22 protein-coding genes are annotated in these 21,213 nt (G+C 33.2%); 15 read left to right on the top strand and 7 right to left on the bottom strand.

The window, feature by feature from the left end; translation table 11 throughout:
* Nucleotide 1 precedes the first annotated feature (1 nt).
* Together BK821_RS02790 and BK821_RS02785 are read left to right on the top strand one after the other, a co-directional pair.
* Nucleotides 2-769: a thiazole synthase gene (locus BK821_RS02790; RefSeq protein ID WP_046838057.1), complete on the top strand. Its 768-nt coding sequence runs from the start codon at nucleotides 2-4 to the stop codon at nucleotides 767-769.
* Nucleotides 766-1,767 (top strand): ThiF family adenylyltransferase, encoded by a 1,002-nt coding sequence (locus BK821_RS02785; protein WP_046838058.1) that lies wholly within the window; start codon nucleotides 766-768, stop codon nucleotides 1,765-1,767. Before BK821_RS02790 ends, BK821_RS02785 begins: the two co-directional genes overlap by 4 nt.
* A gap of 445 nt (nucleotides 1,768-2,212) precedes the next feature.
* Here the strand turns inward: BK821_RS02785 and BK821_RS02780 are convergent, their stop codons facing one another.
* The 3 genes from BK821_RS02780 to BK821_RS02770 form a co-directional block, all read right to left on the bottom strand.
* Nucleotides 2,213-3,274 carry an LLM class flavin-dependent oxidoreductase gene (locus BK821_RS02780; protein WP_046838059.1) on the bottom strand — a complete coding sequence of 354 codons (1,062 nt, stop codon included), beginning with the start codon at nucleotides 3,272-3,274 and terminating at the stop codon, nucleotides 2,213-2,215.
* A 15-nt stretch (nucleotides 3,275-3,289) separates the two neighbouring features.
* On the bottom strand, nucleotides 3,290-4,216 hold the full coding sequence (locus tag BK821_RS02775) for a VOC family protein (RefSeq protein ID WP_071331134.1): 927 nt from the start codon (nucleotides 4,214-4,216) through the stop codon (nucleotides 3,290-3,292).
* A 271-nt stretch (nucleotides 4,217-4,487) separates the two neighbouring features.
* Nucleotides 4,488-5,114, bottom strand: a complete 627-nt coding sequence (locus tag BK821_RS02770; RefSeq protein ID WP_256201611.1) for a GntR family transcriptional regulator — start codon at nucleotides 5,112-5,114, stop codon at nucleotides 4,488-4,490.
* 107 nt (nucleotides 5,115-5,221) lie between these two features.
* Between BK821_RS02770 and BK821_RS02765 the strand changes: the two genes are divergently transcribed.
* The 4 genes from BK821_RS02765 (at nucleotide 5,222) to BK821_RS02750 (ending at nucleotide 10,375) form a co-directional block, all read left to right on the top strand.
* A complete protein-coding gene (locus BK821_RS02765; RefSeq protein WP_235602260.1) occupies nucleotides 5,222-6,100 on the top strand; it encodes an NAD(P)-binding domain-containing protein in 879 nt (292 codons plus the stop codon).
* Between the two features lie 8 nt (nucleotides 6,101-6,108).
* Entirely contained in the window at nucleotides 6,109-7,488 is a 1,380-nt protein-coding gene (locus tag BK821_RS02760) for a four-carbon acid sugar kinase family protein (RefSeq protein ID WP_071331132.1), read from the top strand.
* A 19-nt stretch (nucleotides 7,489-7,507) separates the two neighbouring features.
* Entirely contained in the window at nucleotides 7,508-8,869 is a 1,362-nt protein-coding gene (locus tag BK821_RS02755; protein WP_046838063.1) for a gluconate:H+ symporter, read from the top strand.
* 210 nt (nucleotides 8,870-9,079) lie between these two features.
* The gene (locus tag BK821_RS02750) at nucleotides 9,080-10,375 is read left to right on the top strand and encodes an LLM class flavin-dependent oxidoreductase (protein ID WP_046838064.1); all 1,296 of its coding nucleotides are present in this window, start codon (nucleotides 9,080-9,082) and stop codon (nucleotides 10,373-10,375) included.
* 78 nt (nucleotides 10,376-10,453) lie between these two features.
* Here BK821_RS02750 and BK821_RS02745 read toward each other — a convergent pair whose 3' ends face one another.
* Together BK821_RS02745 and BK821_RS02740 are read right to left on the bottom strand one after the other, a co-directional pair.
* Nucleotides 10,454-11,695, bottom strand: coding sequence for an MFS transporter (locus tag BK821_RS02745; protein WP_071331131.1), 1,242 nt, complete (start codon nucleotides 11,693-11,695; stop codon nucleotides 10,454-10,456).
* A gap of 9 nt (nucleotides 11,696-11,704) precedes the next feature.
* Nucleotides 11,705-12,658, bottom strand: a complete 954-nt coding sequence (locus tag BK821_RS02740) for a sugar phosphate isomerase/epimerase family protein (protein WP_046838065.1) — start codon at nucleotides 12,656-12,658, stop codon at nucleotides 11,705-11,707.
* A 242-nt stretch (nucleotides 12,659-12,900) separates the two neighbouring features.
* Here BK821_RS02740 and BK821_RS02735 point away from each other — a divergent pair, with 242 nt between their 5' ends.
* The 3 genes from BK821_RS02735 to BK821_RS02725 all read left to right on the top strand — a co-directional run bounded on the left by BK821_RS02735 (nucleotide 12,901) and on the right by BK821_RS02725 (nucleotide 15,453).
* Nucleotides 12,901-13,785: an SIS domain-containing protein gene (locus BK821_RS02735; protein ID WP_071331130.1), complete on the top strand. Its 885-nt coding sequence runs from the start codon at nucleotides 12,901-12,903 to the stop codon at nucleotides 13,783-13,785.
* Between the two features lie 20 nt (nucleotides 13,786-13,805).
* Nucleotides 13,806-14,723 carry a ribokinase gene (locus BK821_RS02730; RefSeq protein WP_071331129.1) on the top strand — a complete coding sequence of 306 codons (918 nt, stop codon included), beginning with the start codon at nucleotides 13,806-13,808 and terminating at the stop codon, nucleotides 14,721-14,723.
* Between the two features lie 211 nt (nucleotides 14,724-14,934).
* The gene (locus BK821_RS02725) at nucleotides 14,935-15,453 is read left to right on the top strand and encodes an NADPH-dependent FMN reductase (protein WP_053042493.1); all 519 of its coding nucleotides are present in this window, start codon (nucleotides 14,935-14,937) and stop codon (nucleotides 15,451-15,453) included.
* Nucleotides 15,454-15,510: 57 nt separating this feature from the next.
* On the opposite strand, the gene BK821_RS02720 is transcribed toward BK821_RS02725, so the two are convergent.
* Nucleotides 15,511-16,026 carry a PadR family transcriptional regulator gene (locus BK821_RS02720; RefSeq protein ID WP_046838068.1) on the bottom strand — a complete coding sequence of 172 codons (516 nt, stop codon included), beginning with the start codon at nucleotides 16,024-16,026 and terminating at the stop codon, nucleotides 15,511-15,513.
* A gap of 92 nt (nucleotides 16,027-16,118) precedes the next feature.
* On the opposite strand from BK821_RS02720, the gene BK821_RS02715 reads away from it, so the two are divergent.
* The 6 genes from BK821_RS02715 to BK821_RS02690 all read left to right on the top strand — a co-directional run bounded on the left by BK821_RS02715 (nucleotide 16,119) and on the right by BK821_RS02690 (nucleotide 20,479).
* Nucleotides 16,119-16,619: a phenolic acid decarboxylase gene (locus BK821_RS02715; RefSeq protein ID WP_046838069.1), complete on the top strand. Its 501-nt coding sequence runs from the start codon at nucleotides 16,119-16,121 to the stop codon at nucleotides 16,617-16,619.
* Nucleotides 16,620-16,644: 25 nt separating this feature from the next.
* Entirely contained in the window at nucleotides 16,645-17,091 is a 447-nt protein-coding gene (locus BK821_RS02710) for a DUF3237 domain-containing protein (protein WP_046838070.1), read from the top strand.
* Between the two features lie 277 nt (nucleotides 17,092-17,368).
* Nucleotides 17,369-18,391 carry a methionine ABC transporter ATP-binding protein gene (locus BK821_RS02705; RefSeq protein ID WP_046838071.1) on the top strand — a complete coding sequence of 341 codons (1,023 nt, stop codon included), beginning with the start codon at nucleotides 17,369-17,371 and terminating at the stop codon, nucleotides 18,389-18,391.
* A 4-nt stretch (nucleotides 18,392-18,395) separates the two neighbouring features.
* Nucleotides 18,396-19,055, top strand: a complete 660-nt coding sequence (locus tag BK821_RS02700) for a methionine ABC transporter permease (RefSeq protein WP_046838072.1) — start codon at nucleotides 18,396-18,398, stop codon at nucleotides 19,053-19,055.
* Between the two features lie 17 nt (nucleotides 19,056-19,072).
* On the top strand, nucleotides 19,073-19,918 hold the full coding sequence (gene gmpC / locus BK821_RS02695) for a dipeptide ABC transporter glycylmethionine-binding lipoprotein (RefSeq protein WP_071331128.1): 846 nt from the start codon (nucleotides 19,073-19,075) through the stop codon (nucleotides 19,916-19,918).
* 267 nt (nucleotides 19,919-20,185) lie between these two features.
* A complete protein-coding gene (locus BK821_RS02690; RefSeq protein WP_071331127.1) occupies nucleotides 20,186-20,479 on the top strand; it encodes an antibiotic biosynthesis monooxygenase family protein in 294 nt (97 codons plus the stop codon).
* A 453-nt stretch (nucleotides 20,480-20,932) separates the two neighbouring features.
* Here BK821_RS02690 and BK821_RS13310 read toward each other — a convergent pair whose 3' ends face one another.
* Nucleotides 20,933-21,115 carry a hypothetical protein gene (locus BK821_RS13310; RefSeq protein ID WP_141768354.1) on the bottom strand — a complete coding sequence of 61 codons (183 nt, stop codon included), beginning with the start codon at nucleotides 21,113-21,115 and terminating at the stop codon, nucleotides 20,933-20,935.
* Nucleotides 21,116-21,213: the final 98 nt, after the last annotated feature.

Here is a 21,213-nt window from a genome sequence, read left to right as displayed (position 1 = left end):
GATGTTCAATATAGGACCATTTACATTAAATTCAAGATTATTATTAGGTACTGGAAAATTTGAAGATGAGGTCACGCAAACAAAAGCGATTAATGCTTCAGAGACGGAAGTATTAACATTTGCTGTACGTAGAATGAACTTGTATGACAAAAACTTACCGAATCCTTTAGCTAAAGTAGATTTAACGAAATTTACTACCTTTCCAAATACTGCAGGTGCTAAATCAGCAAAAGAAGCGGTGCGTATTGCTGAAATTGCAAACCATGCCGGCGTATGTGACATGATTAAAGTAGAGGTTATCGGTGATGACGAAACGTTATTACCAGATCCAATAGAAACGTATGAGGCATGCAAAATATTATTAGAAAAAGGTTATATAGTATGTCCTTATATTTCGAACGATGTTGTATTGGCTAAACGTTTAGAAACATTAGGTGTCCATGCAGTCATGCCACTGGCATCGCCTATAGGTACGGGGAGAGGTATTAATAATCCTTTGAATTTACGTTATATTATTGAGCGTGCAAATGTACCAGTTATTGTAGACGCAGGTATTGGCTCACCTAAAGATGCTTGTCATGCCATGGAGTTAGGTGCAGACGGTATCTTATTGAACACAGCGATTTCAAGTGCACAAGATCCAGTGAAAATGGCTGAAGCAATGAAATTAGGTATTCATGCAGGTCGAATGAGCTATGAAGCAGGAAGAATACCAGTGAAATATACAGCGCAAGCAAGTAGTCCAACTGAAGGTATAGGATTCTTATGATACAACGCTATAACCGTCAAATTCGATATGACGCTTTTGGTGAGAGCGGTCAACATCAATTGCAACATACGCACGTTATGATTATGGGAGCAGGCGCACTTGGGAGCCATTGCGCAGAATTATTAACCCGTATGGGCGTGGGAAAACTGACAATTATAGACATGGATATTGTAGAGGAATCTAATCTACATAGACAAGCATTATATGATGAAAAAGATGCAGCACAAATGCTTCCCAAAGTTGTAGCGCTAAAAGCGAAACTTGAATGTATCAATAGTGAAGTAGATATTACAGCAGTTTATCGAGAGCTGACAAATACTAATATAGAAGCAATAATCAATGATTATCAACCACATATCATTATGGATGGCATGGATCATTTTGAGATTAGATATTTAATCAATGAAATTTGTCACAAATATCGTCTCCCGTGGATTTATGGTGCAGCAGTAGGTAGTAAAGGTACTGTTTATGGTATCGATTATGAAGGCCCTTGTTTGAAATGTTTACTAGAAACTATACCTTCAACTGGAGAAAGCTGTGCTATTAATGGGGTCTTACCACCAGTGATTTATCAAGTTGCCAGCGCAGAAGTATCGGAATTAATTAGATGGGTATCTGGATATGGTTTTTCCCACAAACTTTTAACTATGGATTGTTTTAAGATGAACTTTAAAGCATTGAATATTAATAAGTTGAAAAACGAGGATTGCCATGTTTGTGAACTAAGTGAATATAAGTTACTGAATCATCCCAGCCAAAGTAAAATAGAAAAACAATGTGGAGATGCATTTTTGCTAAGATTTAATCAAAAAATATTTGATCATGTGGATTATTTGCCTGTTAAAATTGTTAGGTATAACCCATTTGCAAAAGTAATGCGCTATAAAGACTGTCATATGACTGTTTTTAAAGATGGTCGAATGAATGTGTATGGCATTGAAAATGAGCAACAAGCGAGATCGTTATATGAAAAGTTTATTAAATGTTTGAAATGATAGGATGAGTTGTTAATCGTCTTGTTGAAGTCAACGTAATATTGAATATATAAGCGGTACAGTCTTATAATCTTAAAATTTATAAGACTGTACTTTTTTGAGAAAGAAACTAAAGTTCATGAAAATTTCTAAAAGTTATTGCAAATTTGTTAACAACCTACCTTCGAATTGAAACTATATATAGTGCTCTATATTTTTTAGACATAATATAGAGAATGAACTGGGATAATATGAATCACTTAGAAATAGATTTAAAAAACTTGGTTAATAAAGCTCCAACGGTAGTGAATGAAAATCCCAATATTGATTCTCGTAGAGTATATGAATATATCAAAAGTTAAAAACAGCTATTATTTATTAAAAGAGCAGCAGTTATGAATAATCATAACTACTACTCTCTTTTTTTATATTGAAATTCAATAGGCGTTTGCTAATGATAAATGAGTTAATTTTTTAAATGTTTTTGAACAGCAGGAATAATTTCGTTACCAATAAGTTCAATATTTTTCATGATTTGATTAAATGGAACGCCACCAAAATCAATTTGTCCCATGAATCGTTGATGATGATACAACTCATGTTGGTAGAGTATTTTTTCTATAATTTGTTGTGGACTGCCCACCATTAAGGCATCTCTATAATCTGGCGCATTATCAAATTGTTGTTTTGGGTAACCGTTGCCTCTAATAAATGATGTCCCTACGTTAAGGTGCGGGTAAAATTCTTTTAAAGCGTCCTGAGTTGTTTTCGCAGTATAAAATAGGCTGGCAGTTGAAACAGGTAAGACTTCCGGAGAAGTATCAAAACCATGTTCTTTAGCAGTTGAACGATAAACATCTATTGAGTTTTTAAATGTTTGAGCAGGCCCACCCAATGTGGTAATCATCATCGGTATACCTTGACGTCCAGCTTTGATTGCACTATCAGGCCCACCGCCAACAGCACGCCATATAGGAAGTACATCATCAATAGGTCTAGGAAATATTTTCATATTATTTAAATCTGGTCTAAATTTGCCAGACCATGTTATTTTATCGTTTTGATTAAGCTCTAATAATAAATTAAGCTTTTCTTCATATAATTCTTCATAATCGTTGATGTCTAAGCCAAATAGATCGAACAGACCAGTTCGTGATGCTCTGCCAGCTACAATTTCTGCGCGACCATGTGAAATCAAATCAAGTGTGGCAAAATCTTCGAAGACTCTAACTGGATCTGCTGCACTGATAATTGATGAAGAGCTAGACACTTTAATGCTATTTGTGGCTTGTGCAATAGCGCCAAGCACAACAGTGTGTGCTTGTGTCGTAAAATGTTCTTGATGACTTTCACCAACAGCGAAGACATCCATGCCTGCTTGTTCAGCTAACTGGCTAGCTTCTATGAGTTCTTGAATACGTTGCTCGTAACTAATCTTTTGCCCATTTGTTGGATTAAGCAGATGGTCTCCAAGTGAATAGATACCAAATTCTAGTGCTTTATTTTTATTAATATTTAATTGTGCCACGATATGTGCCTCCTTTTATAAATCGTGTAAGTTACTTTCGATTTCTTTCCTTTGATTCTCTAAAAAATCAGGTAAATTAAGTGATTGTCCTAAATCTTCTATGCGTGTATCAATGGTAAAACCGGGATCTGCTGTGGCAAACTCATACAAAATTTTATTTTGACGATAATATAAAGATTTGAAAAAATAGCGATCTATAATACCTGAGTTACTTTTAGGTAGTTGCTCTATTTTATGATAAACGGCATCCAAATCAGCACGAGTTGGTGTATTGACGGCGATATGGTGAATATAACCTTGACCGGGTCTCGCACGTTCACCTTGTTGTTCAACAATGACAAAATCGCTATACAACCCATTACTATCGAGCGTCAACGTTGTTTCATCGGTATTAGGACGTATTTGATATTGAAGTGTATTTGTCAAGAATTCTATCGTTGGTTTGGCTTCGCGCACTCTTAACTCTACAGGTCCCATGCCGAGTATTTGATACTGTTGTGGTATATCGCTATAAGGGTTTTTGCGCCATGCTTGAGGCGTTTGGTACGTATCATTCACAATTAACAACACTTCAAGACTATCCATATCTTTAAATGATAGTGCTGATTGGTTTAAATATGTGAGACCTTCCCATGCCACTTTATATTTATTCAAGCGCTGTTTGAAATATTCCAATGATGCATTGTCAGGGATGAGTAAAGAAAGACGGTATATCGAATCTGTTCCGCGTCTGGGTTTACCTAAGTTAGGGATTTCAAAGAAGCTTAATAGTGTGCCTTCTGAACCAATCTCATCTCCAAAAAACAAATGATACATAGATGGATTATCCTGATTTACAGATTTTTCAACTAAACGTAATCCTAATATTTGCGTATAAAATGCTTTGTTCTGCTGAGCATTTTTTGTATACATTGAAATGTGATGATGACCAATAATGTTCATAATGTGAACCTCCCTATAAATGAGTTCATTTCAAAAGTAAAATAAGGTACTAGAGATATTTAGAATAACCATATCCGTTTTGGTGGCATTTAAAACAGTTGGAGTATAAAAAATATACTTCTTGTTTATAATATATCTCGAATTCGAGATAATTGCAAGTGCTGTGATTTAAAATAAATATTTAATGTTAATTAGCATCAGCTATTATTTGGTTGTTGCTATAGTTAATACAAAAAGCAGGAAAATTTTAGAATTTTCCTGCTGAATCACACTATTCACTTTTTTTGAAATCTAAATAATAAAGGCTAAATTCAAGATCATTTTTTAAATGAGTTTCTAACAATGATACTGCTAAATCAATGTTTCTGTCGAAAAGTGCATCTACGATTTCTCTGTGCTCTTCAATAAGACCGGGACGACGTTGGTAGATGACAGTTTGGCTAAATAAGTAAATGAAACTTTTATATTTTTGATATGTGTCGAGTATAAATTGATTTCTTGTAGCTGCGATAATTTTTTGATGGAATTTATCATTAGTTGCGATAATTTTATCTTTATGTTCTTGATGCATATCGATTTCTGTATAGCTTTTTAACTCTTCTAAATCAGCATCTGTATAAACAATCGCTGCTTTTTTTAAGGCATGCGTTTCTAATAGAATACGCATCTCAAAAATCTGTCTATATTCTTCAGTTGTAGGAATAAAAATATAAGAGTTCTTTATAAAATATTCCAGTTCTAATTGTTTGAGTGCTTCACGTATAGGTGTTCGGCTGACTTCGTATTTTTTGGCAAGTTTTGCTTCAGTAATTTTTTCATCCTTCTTCAATGCACCTGAAATAATATCATTTCTTATCTTTTGATATATCGTTAATTCGTTTGTATTCAATTTATTCACCTCATCATCTTAAGTGTACTATAAAAAATTTCTCTTTAAAATGTATACATTTTATTAATTTTAGTATACACTATTCACTGTAAACGTTTTCAATAGGAGGAGTATTTATGATGAAGGTAGGATTTATAGGATTAGGTATTATGGGAAAACCCATGGTTAAAAATTTATTGAAAGCAAATATAGATGTATATGTGAATGATTTAAACAAAGAAGCTGAGCAAGAAGTAGTTTCTGACGGTGCACAATCAGTGTCAATTGAACAAATGGCACAAGAAGTAGATCATATTATTACTTCATTACCGAATGGTGCCATTGTTAAAGCTGTTTTATATAGTGGAGAAGATGCGATTTTAAAGCAATCAGAAATTAAAGTACAATCTGTGATTGATACAAGCTCGCTAACACCAAATGAATCTTTAGAGATAAGTAAAGTTTTAGAAAAGAAAGCTGTGAAATATATTGATGCACCAGTAAGTGGTGGAGAGCCTTTAGCAATCACAGGCGAGTTATCGGTGATGATTGGTTGTGATGAAAGTGATTTAGCTACGATACAAGACGTGTTAGCGCCGATATCATCATCGGTGATTAGAGTTGGTGATGTCGGCGCAGGCAGTGTTGTTAAATTGGCAAATCAAATTATCGTAAATACCAATATAGCAGCATTGTCCGAGGCTGTGGTTTTAGCCAAAAAATTTGATATAGAGCTGGAAAGTATGTATGAAGCCATCAAAGGTGGCCTTGCGGGATCAAGCGTTATGGATGCGAAATTCCCTAAGATGATACAAGAGGATTATCGACCTGGGGGCACATTAAATATTAATTTAAAGGATATGAAAAATGTGAGTTCTACGGCTGATACAGTAGGCTTAACTTTACCTTTGTCCAACCAAGTTAAAGAAATATATAAATCAGAAGTAGCACATGGTAATGGGATGAATGACCATTCAGGGATTATTAAATACTTTGAAAAAATAAATAAGATGTAGGTGAGGCAATGTTAACAGATAAGCTAATTAACCAATATAAAAATGATGCTATCGACAAACAATTAAAGGATTTTAAATATAAAGTGATTGTCTTAGATGATGATCCAACAGGTACACAAACTGTTAAAGATTTACCGGTATATACAGAATGGTCAGAAACGTTGATAGAGGATGGATTTAATCAACAAAATCACATGTTCTACATATTAACCAATTCAAGAGCATTAAATGAGCAAGAAACGATGCGATTACATCAAGAAATTAGTCATAATATTGAACGCGTATCACAACGATTAAATCATCCTTATATCATTATCAGTAGAGGTGATTCCACGTTACGGGGACACTTTTACATAGAACCTAAGGTATTAAGCGATGCGTCAGATAGCGCATTTGATGGTGTATTCTACCTTCCAGAATTTTTTGAAGGCAATCGCTATACGTATAACGGTGTACATTATCTTAAAGAAAATGACCAATATATACCAGTTGCTGATAGTGAATTTGCTAAAGATACAACATTTGGTTTTAAATCTAAAAATATGGCTGATTTTATAGAAGAGAAAAGTGATGGACAAATTAAAGCAGAAAATGTACGTCATATTACATTAATGCAAATACGTGAGCGTAATGAAAAAGCAATCATGCAAGTATTCAATGATGTTTCAAATTTTGACGCTGTCATCGTGGATGCATTAAATGATGAAGATATGGATTATTTTGTTGCTTGTTTAACCCATTTCTTAGCACATAATAAGAAAAAGTTTATATTTAGAACGGCTGCTTCATTTGTAAAAGCGCTGTGCCCGACACCTGGTGAGATTATTAATCTTAACCAATTCAGTGATAACAATCATGGAGGCATTATTATAGTGGGCTCCCACGTTAAGAAGACCTCATCACAATTGCAGCATTTATTAAAGCATGTGGCGATTTCATCGATTGAATTTGATGTTAAGGAAGTAACTAAAGATAAATTATCATCTTATATTAAACAACAAATTCATAAAGTTGAGTCATTGATTGCAAATGGAAAAGATGTAGTGGTCTATACATCACGAGATGTGATAAAAACAGAAGATTTAACAAATAACTTAAGTATTTCTACGAATATTTCTAATGCTTTAGTTGAAATTGTTAAAGGTCTAACAATAAAGCCAAGATTTATTATTGCCAAGGGTGGAATCACTTCTAGCGATGTTGCAACAAAGGGATTAAATATCAAAAAAGCACAGGTTATTGGTCAAATAACACAAGGGGTACCTGTTTGGTTAACAGGTGATGAAGCGAAATATAGCCATATGCCATACGTTATTTTCCCGGGAAATATCGGGGATGTAGATACGTTAACAGAAGTTTATAAAATGAATAAACGCGTTCAAGAGTAATAGGAAGTAGGGATATAGTATGTTGGGAGAAATTTGGCCATTAATTGCAGTGGTAATTGGGGTATTAATATTATTAATGTTAATTATGGCATTCAAGTTAAATACATTTATAGCATTAATTATTACATCGATGGTAACTGGAATATTACTAGGTATGCCATTAGATACAATTGTGACAACAATTGAAAAAGGTATGGGTGACACATTAGGTCATATCGCTATTATTTTTGGATTAGGTTCGATTTTAGGTAAATTATTATCAGATGGTGGCGGTGCAACCAGTATCGCAGATACATTAATTCGCATATTTGGAAAAAAATATGTCACATGGGCCATGATTATTGCTTCATTTATTATTGGTATTTCATTATTTTTAGAAGTTGCTTTTGTATTGCTAGTACCACTAGTATTTACGTTAGCAAGAAGAATGGAAATTTCTAATCTTAAAGTTGGTTTACCAATGGCTACATCTATTGCGGTGACACATGGCTTTTTACCACCGCATCCAGGTCCAGTGGCTATTTCTGAAGCAGTGAATGCGAACATTGGTCATGTGCTTATGTATGGAATCATTGTAGGTGTTCCGTTAGCTATCATTGTAGGTGGTACTTTTCCTAAGTTAGCACTTAAGTTATCGCCAAATGCTTTTAAGAGGGAAGGTAACACGGCAGCAGTAGGTGAGATGAAGCATATAGAACAAGCACAGTTACCTAGTTTTGGTTTAAGCTTATTAACAGCACTTGCACCAGTCATTTTAATGTTATTAGCGACAATAGTACAACTTGTTACGGGTAATGAAGCAGGTCATGCTAAAGGATTTGAAGGATTCATTTACTTTATTGGTACATCAGTCACAGCGATGTTAATTGCAGTTTTATTTGCTATTTATACCATGGGTGTGCGACGCAAACAAAGTATGAAAGAAATTATGGACACAGTGACGAATGCAATCACACCTATAGCAATGTTAATTCTAATTATTGGTGGCGGTGGCACATTTAAACAAGTATTAATTGACGGTGGCGTAGGAGATACAATTTCAGAAATATTTAAAGGTACTGAAATGTCACCACTTATTCTTGCGTGGTTAGCGGCAGCCTTATTACGTACTGCACTGGGTTCAACGACAGTTGCTGCAATATCTTCAGTTGGTATTGTGTTACCATTGTTGCAGACGACAGACGTTAATACGTCATTGGTTGTATTAGCAATTGGTGCAGGGAGCATCTTCTGTTCACACGTGAATGATGCCGGTTTCTGGATGTTTAAAGAATATTTTGGTTTAACGATGAAAGAAACCTTTTTAACATGGACACTACTCGAATCAATCTTATCAGTCGTAGGATTAGGTCTTATTTTAATCGTGAACTTAATGGTATAAATAATTATAAGTTGAAGCTTTTGTAATACGTTGATGGACGTATTACAAAAGCTTTTTTGAATCTATTGAAATGATCTTATGTACATATAAGTATATTCATAAAAGTGATATTTATATTTTGTTATTGATATAGTTTGACTCTATAAGCGTTAAGTGTTATTTTAAAACATACTAAAGTAATCGGATTGATAAGAAAAAAGGAGTGGCGTAATGGGGGAAATGAAATTAGGTCTTTTTTTAGCGGGTTATGGTCATCATCTTGCAAGTTGGAGGCATCCAAAATCGATTGAAAAAGGACCAATAGATATCGATCACTTAGTCAATATAAGTCAGTTAGCTGAACAAGGTAAATTTGATTTAGTATTTTTATCAGATGCTTTATATATCGATGACACAGCACACCCAGATCTGATGAGTCGTTTAGACCCATTCACTTTAATGTCCATCATAGCGAGAGAGACGTCGGATATTGGTTTAGCGGCCACAGTATCGACAACGTATTCTCAGCCATTCCATCTAGCTAGATCGTTCAGTTCACTAGATCACATTAGTGGTGGACGCGCAGCATGGAATATTGTAACTTCTGCAGTGAATAATACTGCACAAAATTTTAATGGCAATGTGAACGTTGATCATGATTTAAGATACGAGCAAGCAGAAGAATTTGTAGACGTAGCCAATAAATTATGGAAGTCATGGGAACCAGATGCCTTTAAAAAGGATAAAGTAGAAGGCGTGTTTGTAGATGAAACAAAATTACATGAGGTAAACCATGATGGTAAGTATTACAAGGTTAAAGGCCCACTTAATTTGGAACATTCACCACAAGGGCAGCCATTATTGATTCAAGCAGGGTCTTCGCCGACCGGTACAGATTTAGCAGCTCGTGTTGCTGATGTTGTTTTTACAGCACAAACAAATGCAGAAGAAGCGAAAGTATTTAATGATAGATTACGTTCAAAATTGGTGAAACAAGGAAGATCAGAATCAGACCTCACTATCATGCCAGGTCTTTTTCCAGTAATTGGTGATACTGAAGCAGAGGCACAGGCTAATTATAATGAATTGCAAGATTTGATTTTACCAGAAATAGGATTAAAACTATTGTCACCTTATGTTGGGGATGTTGATTTGATGCAATATGATATTAAGACACCCTTTGCTGATATAGATGCTTCTGAAGGTAATGGTATTAAAAGTAGATATGAATTAATTAAAAAAGAAGCCATTGAGCAAAATTTAACGTTAGAAGATGTTATGAAAAAAATAGCCGGTGCTCGAGGCCATTATATTGTTGTTGGTACACCAGAGAAAATTGCTGATACGATGCAATATTGGTATGAAATCGGTGCGGCTGATGGTTTTAATATTATGCCACCACTTTTTCCGACACAATTACAGCTTTTTGTTGATAAAGTTGTTCCGATTTTACAATCACGTGGATTAACACAAACAGAATACAAAGCAGGTACGTTACGTGAAAAATTCGATTTACCAAATTTATAATTTTAAAGCTAATGCACCGCACATATCTATAAATATATCAAAGCCACTCACTAGTACTAGTGAGTGGCTTTTTATAATTTAAGCATTTAACTCTTCAGGTGTTTTTAAGAAAGGCGTAAGAATCGCACTTATAATATAGAATCCTGAATAAATGAATAATACAACACCAGCGCCAAACGGTTCGAAAAATAAAGTTACAATTGCTGGAGCGATAAAAGTACTCAGGCCAGCTCCTAAATTTAACACAGACATAGCAGCTCCTTTATTATCTGGAGCAAGCATTGGGAACAGTGCTGATAAAGGTACATAACCAGCCATACCGATTCCACACAGACATAAAATTATCGTCATTAGCCAATAATTGTGGCCAATCGTCATAGGTGCAAAGTATATGAGCAGCATGACTAAAGCATAAAATACACCGCCAACCCATTGCACGGTTTTTCGCCAGCCCCACTTATCGCCAATATATCCGAAGAATAGATTAGCAAAAATTGCTACGGTGAATATAGTTGACCACATTCTTAACCATTCTGTGTCTGTATAACCAAATTTCCTTAAGTATAAAGGTAAAAATAACAACAAGCCATATTGAGCAAAGCCATTAATACTTTTAACGATGAGTCCTATTGCTATCACGGGACGTTTGATAATGGTCACAGCTTTAATTAATTCTGAAACTTTGAAATCTGTGATTTCTGATTGAGGTACATGATCTTTGTTAATAATAATAGCTAAAAAAGCCCCTATTAACGTGAAAATGATACCTGTCCACATAGCAATGATATGTCCGACAATCGGTATGATAAAAGAAGCATATAAAGGTCCAAATACGCTCAATCCTAAAGAAAACATAAACCAAAACCAACCCGCAGCAGTACTTCTTCTTTCTAGTGGTGTACTATAATTTATCCACACTAAAAATGAATAAGCAAACATAGGATAACCAAAACCACGTATGGCATAAAAGGGTGCCATGATATAATAATTCAAACTATACATCCCTAAACCAATAAATCCTATGCTACCTATTAAAAAAGCAATTGTACCTAATATCATAGCCTTTCTAGGCCCTAAAGTTTGAACAAACACGCCTGATAGCCATGCGGAAATAGTAACAGTAACACCATAAATTGTAATTAGAAATGACGCTGCGGAGGCAGACATATTCTGATCGACTAAATATGGTACGAGCCAAGCTTGTTCGATGCCATCACCAATCATAAATAATACTAATCCGATATATCCCCAAATTAAGTTACTAGGTAAACCTATTTTTCTAAGCATGTAAAACATCCCCTTTGAATAACTATGATTCATATTTTCTTATTACTTTAAGAGCGAATAAGAGAATTTTTGTATTTCTGTAGAGTCTTTCGTATTTATTAAATACTCGATATTTTCTACTCCATACTCATAGATAGTTTGTTCAAGTTTTTTATACATAGCTATATTCATTTCACATTCTTTAACCGGATCTTCGCGAATAGGGAAAGTATCAAAATAAATTAAACCTTCATAGTTATATTTTATGGCATAGTATATAAACTCTATAGTTTGTAAAAGGTGGACACTACCCAACATTAATCCATCATCATTATCTTTATAACCATCATTTAAATGAAAGCCCATCAAACGGTTTTTTCTTGCTGCAAGTGCTAAAGCGTATGCAGGATTTTCTTTTTTCATTAGCATATGACAAAAATCTAAAGTTACTCCAAAATTAGGTAAATTGACATCATCTAATAATAAAAGTGTTAACCCAATATCACCAACGAGAGCAAAAGACCTTGGTTGATAAGGTTTATATTCAAAACTAATATTCATTTCGGGATATTGTTCTCCTATATCCCTTAAAGCTGCAACAGTTTTATCCCAAGATTTTTCATAATCTATTTGGAATGGATAATCAAATCCATCATTTGCCAACCAAATAGTAGTTGTATTTCCCCCTAATTTTTTACAGGTCTCTATAGCCTCTTTAGTTGTTTTAATGGCTTTATTTCTTATACTGTCATCAGGATTAATAAATTCACCATCATCATATATTTCACTAAATCGCAAAGCTATACCACTTACTGTTAAATGAGAATTTTCTAATGCTTCATTGATTTCGGTAAGGGTATTTTTTTTGAAATGTTCTGGGTAATTGAGTTCAATTTGAGTCAGCCCCTCCACTGTGGCCATGCGTTTAATTAATGAGACGGTATTGATATTGTCCTCCTCATTAAAAAAGAGTTCGGGTTTAGTTTTAAATGAATTTAATCTTGCTGAAAAGTTCATAATTAGTCATCCTTTCAAAGTGTTTACGTATCCAAACGTTGTTCACTGATTATTGAAAATGTTAATAATATTTCACAATAAAGTAAATAAAAACAAATTATTTTACCGAAAATATTTTATTGTAAGCTTAATAATTGTTAATATTTTACTTTTGTAAAATCGAAAATAAAAAATGTAGATATAAATTGAGGTATTGTGATAACATAATTGAAACGTATCCAAATGAAAGGATTTTCTATCTTATGGAAAGTAAAACATTCACTGGTAAAGAAATTGTTTTATATGCAAGAAGCATTTCGCCTTCTCTAGCAAATAAAGAACGTCGAGTTGCTCAATTTATTGCAAATAATTATGAAGTTCTAGCAGAAAGTACAATTAGCGATGTAGCAAAACATTTAAAAATAAGTGAAGCGACAATTACAAAAGTTTGTAAGAAGTTGCAATGCAGCGGTTATTTACAATTGAAGAAATCGATAAAAGCATATATTGAAAACACGCACAAATCAGAGTCTTATGAAGAATATTCTGATTTCAGGAAAGAAGATTCTAATACGCTTATTGCAGAAAAAGTTTTAATAAATGCGATGTTAGCACTTCAAGAAACATTAGATATTTTTAATTATGATGCGTTCAATAAAGCGTGTGAAATTTTCAATAACAAGAATAGAAATAATAAAATTATATTAGTCGGTAGCGGTGGTTCTTCGGTTATATGTGAAGATTTTCAACATAAATTATTAAAAATAGGAATTGTATCACATGTATATAAAGATTCACATATGCAGCTCATGTTCACTTCATTGATTGATGAAGGGGATATTGTGTTAGGCGTTTCGCATTCTGGTACTACACAACATATTGTGAACGTAATCAAAGCAGCAAAAGATAGAGGCGCACACACTATTAGTGTGACAAACTATATGAATAGTGAAATTACAAAAGTGGCAGAGGTCAATCTTGTTTCAACAGCACAAAACACACCTATTACAGGAGAAAATGCAGCTGCACGTATTGTACAGTTAACGATATTAGATGCGCTTTATACAAATTTAGCTATTAAAGGGTCTGAAGAATACTCTGAAAGTTTAATAAAAACAAGTGATGTTGTTAAAGACTACCGTTATTGAATAAAGGGGTTTATATTCAAATGGAAAATAAAAATGTTGTTGTGTTAGGTAGTTTGAATTACGATTTAATATTAACGCAGGAACGTTTACCACATAAAGGTGAAACGTTTTATGCAGATAGTTTACTGCAAGGACCAGGTGGAAAAGGGGCAAACCAAGCTGTACAATGTGCGAAGTTAGGATTAAATACAACACTCATTGGAAAAGTTGGAGAAGATCGATTTGGTGAAGCACTGATTGGCTCTATGCGTTCAGCAGGTATTCATACTGAGAAAATAAAACAAAAAGGGCAGAGTGGTTTAGGATTAGTCAATGTATTATATGATGGAGACTATCATAGTACTATTTTAAAAGGAGCGAATTATTTACTTGATATAGAAGATGTTGAAAAAGAGGACGCATTGTTTAAATCCGCAGACTATATTATATTGCAACAGGAGATTCCAGCTCATGTTAATGATTATGTGATAAAAAAATACAACGATAATACAACGATTATTTTGAATAATGCACCTGCCCGAAACATAGAAAAAAATATATTGAAAAAGCTAGACTATTTGGTCGTTAATGAAACAGAGGCTGAATTTATGGTGGGTAAAGTCGTATCAAACGTCAAGCAAGCGTTTGAAGCAGCTCAAGAATTGTATTCAAAAATAGAAACAACGATTGTTTTAACGATAGGTAAATCAGGTGTTGTCTTAAATGATGGGAAACAAATTTTTCATGTGCCTGCAGAAGAAGTCAAAGCTATAGATACTACTGGAGCTGGAGATTCTTTTATAGGCGCTTTTGTTTATAGTTTAACTCAAGGATATCATTTAAAAGAGGCAGTACAATTTGCCAATCATGTCAGTGCACTAACCGTTAAAAATAACGGAGGAAGTGAATCCTTTCCTGTGTTAAAAGATTGTGTAGCAGCGGATTCGAACAAAATATAGTGACTTAGATACTTTCATAATGGGCATGTTTACTTCTGAATTCTAATTTCTTTATGATACAGATATTTTCTTGTACAATAACGCTTATTAATAGCATAAGAGGTATAATTCAAATCAGCTATTGCGCAATGTAATATAATAACATAATCATGATTTCGAATAGATTTCAAAGGTGTACAAAAAATAGGATGAAAAGGAGATTTGGAGTAAGTTGAAAAAATTCATGGCATTATGTGGAAGTAATCATCGTAATTCTCAGAATCAAAAATTATTACTTGATTTAAAGCAAAGCCTTTCTACAAATCATACATTTCAAATTTATAATAAAATTTATGATTTTCCGATATTTCATTCTAATATTGAATACGAAGATTATCCAACCATTATTAAAAATTTTATGAATGATATAGAGCAAAGTGATCATATTGTAATCGCCACTCCGGAGTATATAAAAGGTGTACCTGCAGCTTTGAAAAACGCATTAGAATGGTTAGTAGCTTCAGCTGTACTTTATGATAAACCTGTTTCTTTTATAGTAAATAGCCCACATGGAGAGTCATGTTATCAATCATTACTCAAACATTTGAAAATTTTAAATCCACAAATGCAAGAGGAAGGTATGCTATTAATATCAGGAAAAGATCGACTGAGAAATGAGGATGGAACGTTTTGTTCTTTAAAAACTCAAAAAGAAGTAGCTGAATTTTTAACATTTTTAGAAAAAAATTAATTGTAATTATAGCTGGATTTATAGAAGAGCCTGGGATGATATCCTAGGCTCTTTTAACTATAACTCTGAAGCGCAGAAGTCCAACCATTCAATATAAGCTTGCTCACGTAATATAGCTTTTTTCAATATTAAAATGTGTTGTAAATCATTCTGAGGGTCGAGTTGATTATATATAGAGTTTAAGTAAGTTAACTTTTCGGTTTTAGCATTTTTCTTTTGGGATAATAATTTTTGTTTGTCTTCATGGTCTAAGTGCTCAAAGAAATATATTTTAATAGCAAAAGGATCTTTGTTATTTTCTTCCTCTTCTGCCGTTTCAATCCAATGATACAGTGCTTCTTTACCAAGTGATGTAATACTATATACTTTTTTAGTAACTTTGCTAGATTCATCTATGTTTGAAATATAGATATGCTCACTTTGTAATAACTTTTTGAGTTCGTTATAGATTTGACTATGTTTAGCTGTCCAAATCTCACCAATAACCTCACTAAAAGATTTGTAAATTTCGTAACCAGTTAATGCTTTATTGTTTAGTAACCCTAAAATTGTGTATTGTAGAACATTTTTCATATCTTTCACTCCTGAATGTTTTGACAGATTTAGTTTAAAGGATTATCATGTAAAAGTAAACATGTAATTAATTACATATATAGGAGGTAATTATGGAAACTTTAAATGATTTTATAGGCACACATATGATTTATACTTATGATAATGGATGGGAATATGAAATGTACGTAAAAAATGAAAATACCATTGACTATCGTATCCACTCAGGAATGGTTGCAGGTAGATGGGTAAAAGAACAACGTGCAGATATTGTACAAATTGTTGAAGGCGTATATAAAATTTCTTGGACAGAACCAACAGGGACAGACGTTTCATTGAATTTTGTACCAGACAAAAATATTATGCATGGCGTGATTTTCTTCCCTAAATGGGTTCACGAACGTCCAGATATTACAGTTTGTTACCAAAATGATTATATAGATTTAATGGAAGCATCTAGAGAAAAATACGAAACTTATCCTAAATATGTTGTTCCTGAGTTTGCGACAATAACATATGTAGGACAGCCCGGCATAGATAATGAACAAGTTGTTGCATTAGCGCCATATGAAGGCATGACTCAAGATATTAGAGATGGCAAACTAGTATTTTAAACACAAAGTTATGAGATGATTATCAATGAATGAAAAAATATTTGAAATTAGAATGAAAGTAGGAAAACCAATAGTAGTTGGTCAAGATGATATCGTGGGGAGACGACAGTTAATACCTATTGAATCTGGTACGGTATCTGGAAACCATGTTTCTGGGCATGTATTGCCTGGAGGAGTTGATAGCCAACTGATTGATTCAGATGGAAAGTGCACATTGTCTGCGAGATATGCCATAAAATTAACTGACGGCGCAACGATTTATATAGAGAATAATGGCATACGCACAGTGCCAGAAAGTTATAAAAAGGCAGTAACTAAAGGAGAATTTATTGATTCTGAGTTATATTACTTTCGTACTGTACCGATATTTGAGACTTATGATACTCCATATAAATGGTTAATGGAAAAAATATTTGTTGGTTATGCCTCAAGAACGACGGATGAAGTTCTATTAACGATTTATATGGTTTGATAAAATAAGAAACACTTTATAAGCGACTAAGACTGTAATTTATTAAAAATTGCAGTCTTTTTTAATGAAATCACAGGCGAAAAGTTATTAGAATATCATTAACAACGTTCCGATTATGATAGCGAAATATTTTTTATAACAGCATATGTAAAATAACTTTCGCATTATTTTTTAAAAATTCAATGAATTCTGAATTTATATTGACGCTTAAAAGATAATAGCCTATAATTTCATTATTCTTATTAGATTAGTAAGGATTAATGGAGGGGGCTACGCGTTGATTGAATTTGAACATGTAAATAAAGTATTTCACAAGAAAAAAGAACGTATTCATGCTTTGAAAAATGTATCATTTACCGTGAATAAGCATGACATATTTGGAGTTATTGGTTATAGTGGCGCTGGAAAAAGCACACTAGTTCGGTTAGTAAATCAATTAGAACGTGTGAGTGAAGGTAAAGTGGTCGTCGATGGCCATGCACTAGATACATATAAAGAAAAAGAATTGAGAGCTGTAAAAAAAGAGATTGGAATGATTTTCCAACACTTCAACCTGTTAAATTCAAGTACGGTATATAAAAACGTTGCAATGCCGCTTATTTTGAGTGGGGAAAATAAGAATGATATTAAGAAAAAAGTAGAAGAAATGTTAGCATTTGTTAATTTGTCGGATAAAATACATCAGTACCCAGATGAACTTTCTGGAGGACAAAAGCAGCGTGTAGCGATTGCGCGTGCTTTAGTAACGAATCCTAAAATTTTACTGTGCGATGAAGCTACAAGTGCTTTAGACCCTGCGACAACGAGTTCGATTTTAGATTTGTTAAAACGTGTAAACCAAACATTTGGCATTACAATTTTAATCATTACACATGAAATGGGTGTTATTCAAAAAATTTGTAATAGGGTCGCTGTAATGGAACAAGGGGAAGTTGTAGAAATTGGAAATGTTAAGAATGTATTTAGTCATCCTCAAACAAGCACGGCTAAAAACTTTGTATCTACTGTTATCAATACAGAACCATCCAAGTCACTGAAAGCAGTATTTAACCATCGACCAGATCAAAATTACATAGACTATAAATTATTTTTAGAAACGGAGCAAATTGAACAACCTATTTTAAATGAATTAACGCAAAAATATCAATTGAACGTCAATGTACTATTTTCCTCTATGTCAACGATTCAAGAGGAAACGGTGTGTTACCTTTGGCTGAGATTTGAAAAAGACCAACACTTTAATAAAGATATAGTAGAACAATATTTCCAAAATAAAGTTATTACGTTTGAGGAGGTTTAGTCATATGCTTGGTTCAAGTATTGATAGCGCACAGTTGTTTGAGTCTTTATATCAAACATTATATATGGTTACAGTTTCATTGATTATTGGAGCAATAATAGGTATACCACTCGGTGTACTACTGGTTGCTACCAGAAAAAAGGGGATATGGCCGAATACGATTGTTCACCAAATATTGAATCCAGTGATTAATATATTAAGATCTATTCCGTTTATTATTTTATTGATTTCAATTGTACCGTTCACTAAATTATTAGTTGGTACATCTATTGGCACAACAGCAGCAATTGTACCATTAACAGTGTATGTAGCTCCTTATATTGCACGACTTGTAGAGAACTCACTATTAGAAGTAGACGAGGGGATTGTGGAAGCAGCTAAAGCTATGGGGGCGTCCCCAGTACAAATTATCTGGCACTTCTTATTGCCAGAAGCACTAGGTTCACTCGTATTAGCGATTACGACTGCGATCATAGGACTCGTAGGAGCTACAGCTATGGCAGGTGCCGTTGGTGGTGGAGGAATTGGTGATTTAGCGCTTGTATATGGTTATCAACGTTTTGATACATTGGTCATCATAATTACTGTTGTAGTATTGGTAATTATTGTACAAATCATCCAATCACTAGGCAATTATTTATCTAAAACAATTAGAAGAAATTAACATAAGGGAGTTTTAATATGAAAAGATTATTAATTTTAGTGCTTTCTGCTTTATTTGTGTTAGCAGCATGTTCAGGAAGTAAAGAGAAAGTGACTATTGGTGTTGCTTCAAATGATACTAAAGCTTGGGAGAAGGTTAAAGATTTAGCTAAAGAAGAAGATATTGAGTTAGAGATTAAACAATTCTCTGATTATAATGTACCTAACAAAGCTTTGAGTGATGGTGATATCGATATGAATGCATTCCAGCACTTTGCATTTTTAAATGAATATAAAAAAGCGCATAAAGATGCAGATATTTCATCCTTAAGCACTACTGTTCTAGCTCCATTGGGCATTTATTCAGATGATATTAAAAATATTAAAAAGGTAAGAAATGGTGCGAAAGTCATTGTGCCAAATGATGTTTCAAACCAAGCGCGTTCATTAAAATTATTAGAAGCAGCAGGGCTTATTAAGCTAGATAAAGATTTTGATTTAAGTGGCTCGATTAAAGACATTAAAGAAAATCCTAAAAAGTTAAAATTTAAAGCTGTAGATGCACAACAAACTGCGCGAGCGTTATCGGATGTTGATTTATCAGTAATTAATAATGGGGTAGCTTCAAAAGCAGGATTAGATCCTAGGAAAGATCCAATTTATACTGAAAATGCTAAAAATGATGCAGTAAAACCATACATTAATGTTGTAGCGACAAAAGACAGTGAAAAAAATAATCAAACATATAAAAAAATCATAAAGCTATATCATTCAAAAGAACCGCAACAAGCACTTAAAAAAGATACAAAAGATGGAGAGTACCCTATAGACTTATCCAAAAAAGAAATTGAAAAAATCGAAAGTAACTTAAAAAACAAAAAATAATTAAACGTTCGTTCAAATACTAGTCTTAGACTGTCAGCAAAGTTTCCAACTTTGTGGCAGTTTTTTATGTATATTTCCCTGAGTACTGCTTCATAATTTAGGCAAGTCGTTTATAGATGAATCTTAAAAAGTTGCAACTCGTCTAAGTTCTGATATTAACTTAACAACTAGCACTTTTGATTTTTTAGTAGGCCATTTTGACAGTAGAAAAAGGGATAGTAAATGAATAATTATGTAATGAAATTATATATAGTGGAGGGATTTTGAATGATTCTGGAAGGCGCAATGTTACAAGTCAAAGAGGGTATGGAGCATGATTTTGAATTAACATTTCAAGAAGCATCGAAGATTATTGCTTCGATGGAGGGATATATTGAACACTCAATACATAGGTGTTTTGAAGTTGAGGGTAAATATTTATTATTAGTAAAATGGGAGCGATTAGAAGACCATACTATAGGTTTTCGCCAATCTGAGAAATATGAAAAATGGAAAACGATGTTACACCATTATTATGAACCATTTCCAATTGTTGAACATTTTCAGAAAATAGAATTATAACAGCATTAATACTCAAAAATTAATAACATGACCATAATCTAACAATTATAATTTAGTGAAAAAGTGAATGGCAACATTCACTTTTTTATATTGTGATAACAAAACAGCATTAGTCATAGTGGTGTGTAAAAAAATAAGGTAATAGCGCTAGTGCCATTATCTTGAAAAAACGATGTTAACAAGACTAGAAGTAACTGATTTTATATGAAAATTTAGGTTTACAATGATGATTGCACCAATCAAAGCGATTATCCTAAAATGTCAGCGAATGATGTGATAAATCGCTTTAATTTTTGGATTTAACATGACAAGTATGTATTCTCTTAAAGCATGAGTTTACTTTAATTGATAAGTTTTCCATACGAGATATAGTGCTTCTATCAAATTGATGAAAAAAGCAATCACTCATACAATTACGACTAGAATTACAATCCTCTTTCTAAACTCAAAATTTTATTTATCTTCAACGTTATGTCTATTTTTAAATTTAACAATCATAGAACTGATAATAACTATTCCCCAAATTAGGAATACTGTAGCAGTTACATAAGATGACGTGTAGAAATTCCATAGCGCATAAACAATAGCAATCAAAAAGGTTAAGGCTTGTATTATAAAAGCTAAGTTCTTATTCACATGATATCTGTCCCTTTAAAATATTATGGTATTTAAAAAAACACCTTATTTATAATAACATAAAATATTTTTGTTTTGGACTACCATTTAAATGATAC

This window comes from Staphylococcus sp. LCT-H4 (assembly GCF_001866145.1).
Lineage (GTDB): Bacteria > Bacillota > Bacilli > Staphylococcales > Staphylococcaceae > Staphylococcus > Staphylococcus succinus.
The sequence above is the reverse complement of the archived record's forward strand: the minus strand, read 5'-3'. Positions and strand labels throughout refer to the sequence as shown.

What these genes read in the sequence shown, in the direction of transcription:
- BK821_RS02790 (WP_046838057.1), top strand. Translation starts at nt 2, where the DNA reads ATGTTCAATATAGGACCATTTACATTAAATTCAAGATTATTATTAGGT.
- BK821_RS02785 (WP_046838058.1), top strand. Translation starts at nt 766, where the DNA reads ATGATACAACGCTATAACCGTCAAATTCGATATGACGCTTTTGGTGAG.
- BK821_RS02775 (WP_071331134.1), bottom strand. Translation starts at nt 4,216, where the DNA reads ATGAACATTATTGGTCATCATCACATTTCAATGTATACAAAAAATGCT.
- BK821_RS02765 (WP_235602260.1), top strand. Translation starts at nt 5,222, where the DNA reads ATGATGAAGGTAGGATTTATAGGATTAGGTATTATGGGAAAACCCATG.
- BK821_RS02760 (WP_071331132.1), top strand. Translation starts at nt 6,109, where the DNA reads ATGTTAACAGATAAGCTAATTAACCAATATAAAAATGATGCTATCGAC.
- BK821_RS02755 (WP_046838063.1), top strand. Translation starts at nt 7,508, where the DNA reads ATGTTGGGAGAAATTTGGCCATTAATTGCAGTGGTAATTGGGGTATTA.
- BK821_RS02750 (WP_046838064.1), top strand. Translation starts at nt 9,080, where the DNA reads ATGGGGGAAATGAAATTAGGTCTTTTTTTAGCGGGTTATGGTCATCAT.
- BK821_RS02745 (WP_071331131.1), bottom strand. Translation starts at nt 11,695, where the DNA reads ATGAATCATAGTTATTCAAAGGGGATGTTTTACATGCTTAGAAAAATA.
- BK821_RS02740 (WP_046838065.1), bottom strand. Translation starts at nt 12,658, where the DNA reads ATGAACTTTTCAGCAAGATTAAATTCATTTAAAACTAAACCCGAACTC.
- BK821_RS02735 (WP_071331130.1), top strand. Translation starts at nt 12,901, where the DNA reads ATGGAAAGTAAAACATTCACTGGTAAAGAAATTGTTTTATATGCAAGA.
- BK821_RS02730 (WP_071331129.1), top strand. Translation starts at nt 13,806, where the DNA reads ATGGAAAATAAAAATGTTGTTGTGTTAGGTAGTTTGAATTACGATTTA.
- BK821_RS02720 (WP_046838068.1), bottom strand. Translation starts at nt 16,026, where the DNA reads ATGAAAAATGTTCTACAATACACAATTTTAGGGTTACTAAACAATAAA.
- BK821_RS02715 (WP_046838069.1), top strand. Translation starts at nt 16,119, where the DNA reads ATGGAAACTTTAAATGATTTTATAGGCACACATATGATTTATACTTAT.
- BK821_RS02710 (WP_046838070.1), top strand. Translation starts at nt 16,645, where the DNA reads ATGAATGAAAAAATATTTGAAATTAGAATGAAAGTAGGAAAACCAATA.
- BK821_RS02700 (WP_046838072.1), top strand. Translation starts at nt 18,396, where the DNA reads ATGCTTGGTTCAAGTATTGATAGCGCACAGTTGTTTGAGTCTTTATAT.
- gmpC (WP_071331128.1), top strand. Translation starts at nt 19,073, where the DNA reads ATGAAAAGATTATTAATTTTAGTGCTTTCTGCTTTATTTGTGTTAGCA.
- BK821_RS02690 (WP_071331127.1), top strand. Translation starts at nt 20,186, where the DNA reads ATGATTCTGGAAGGCGCAATGTTACAAGTCAAAGAGGGTATGGAGCAT.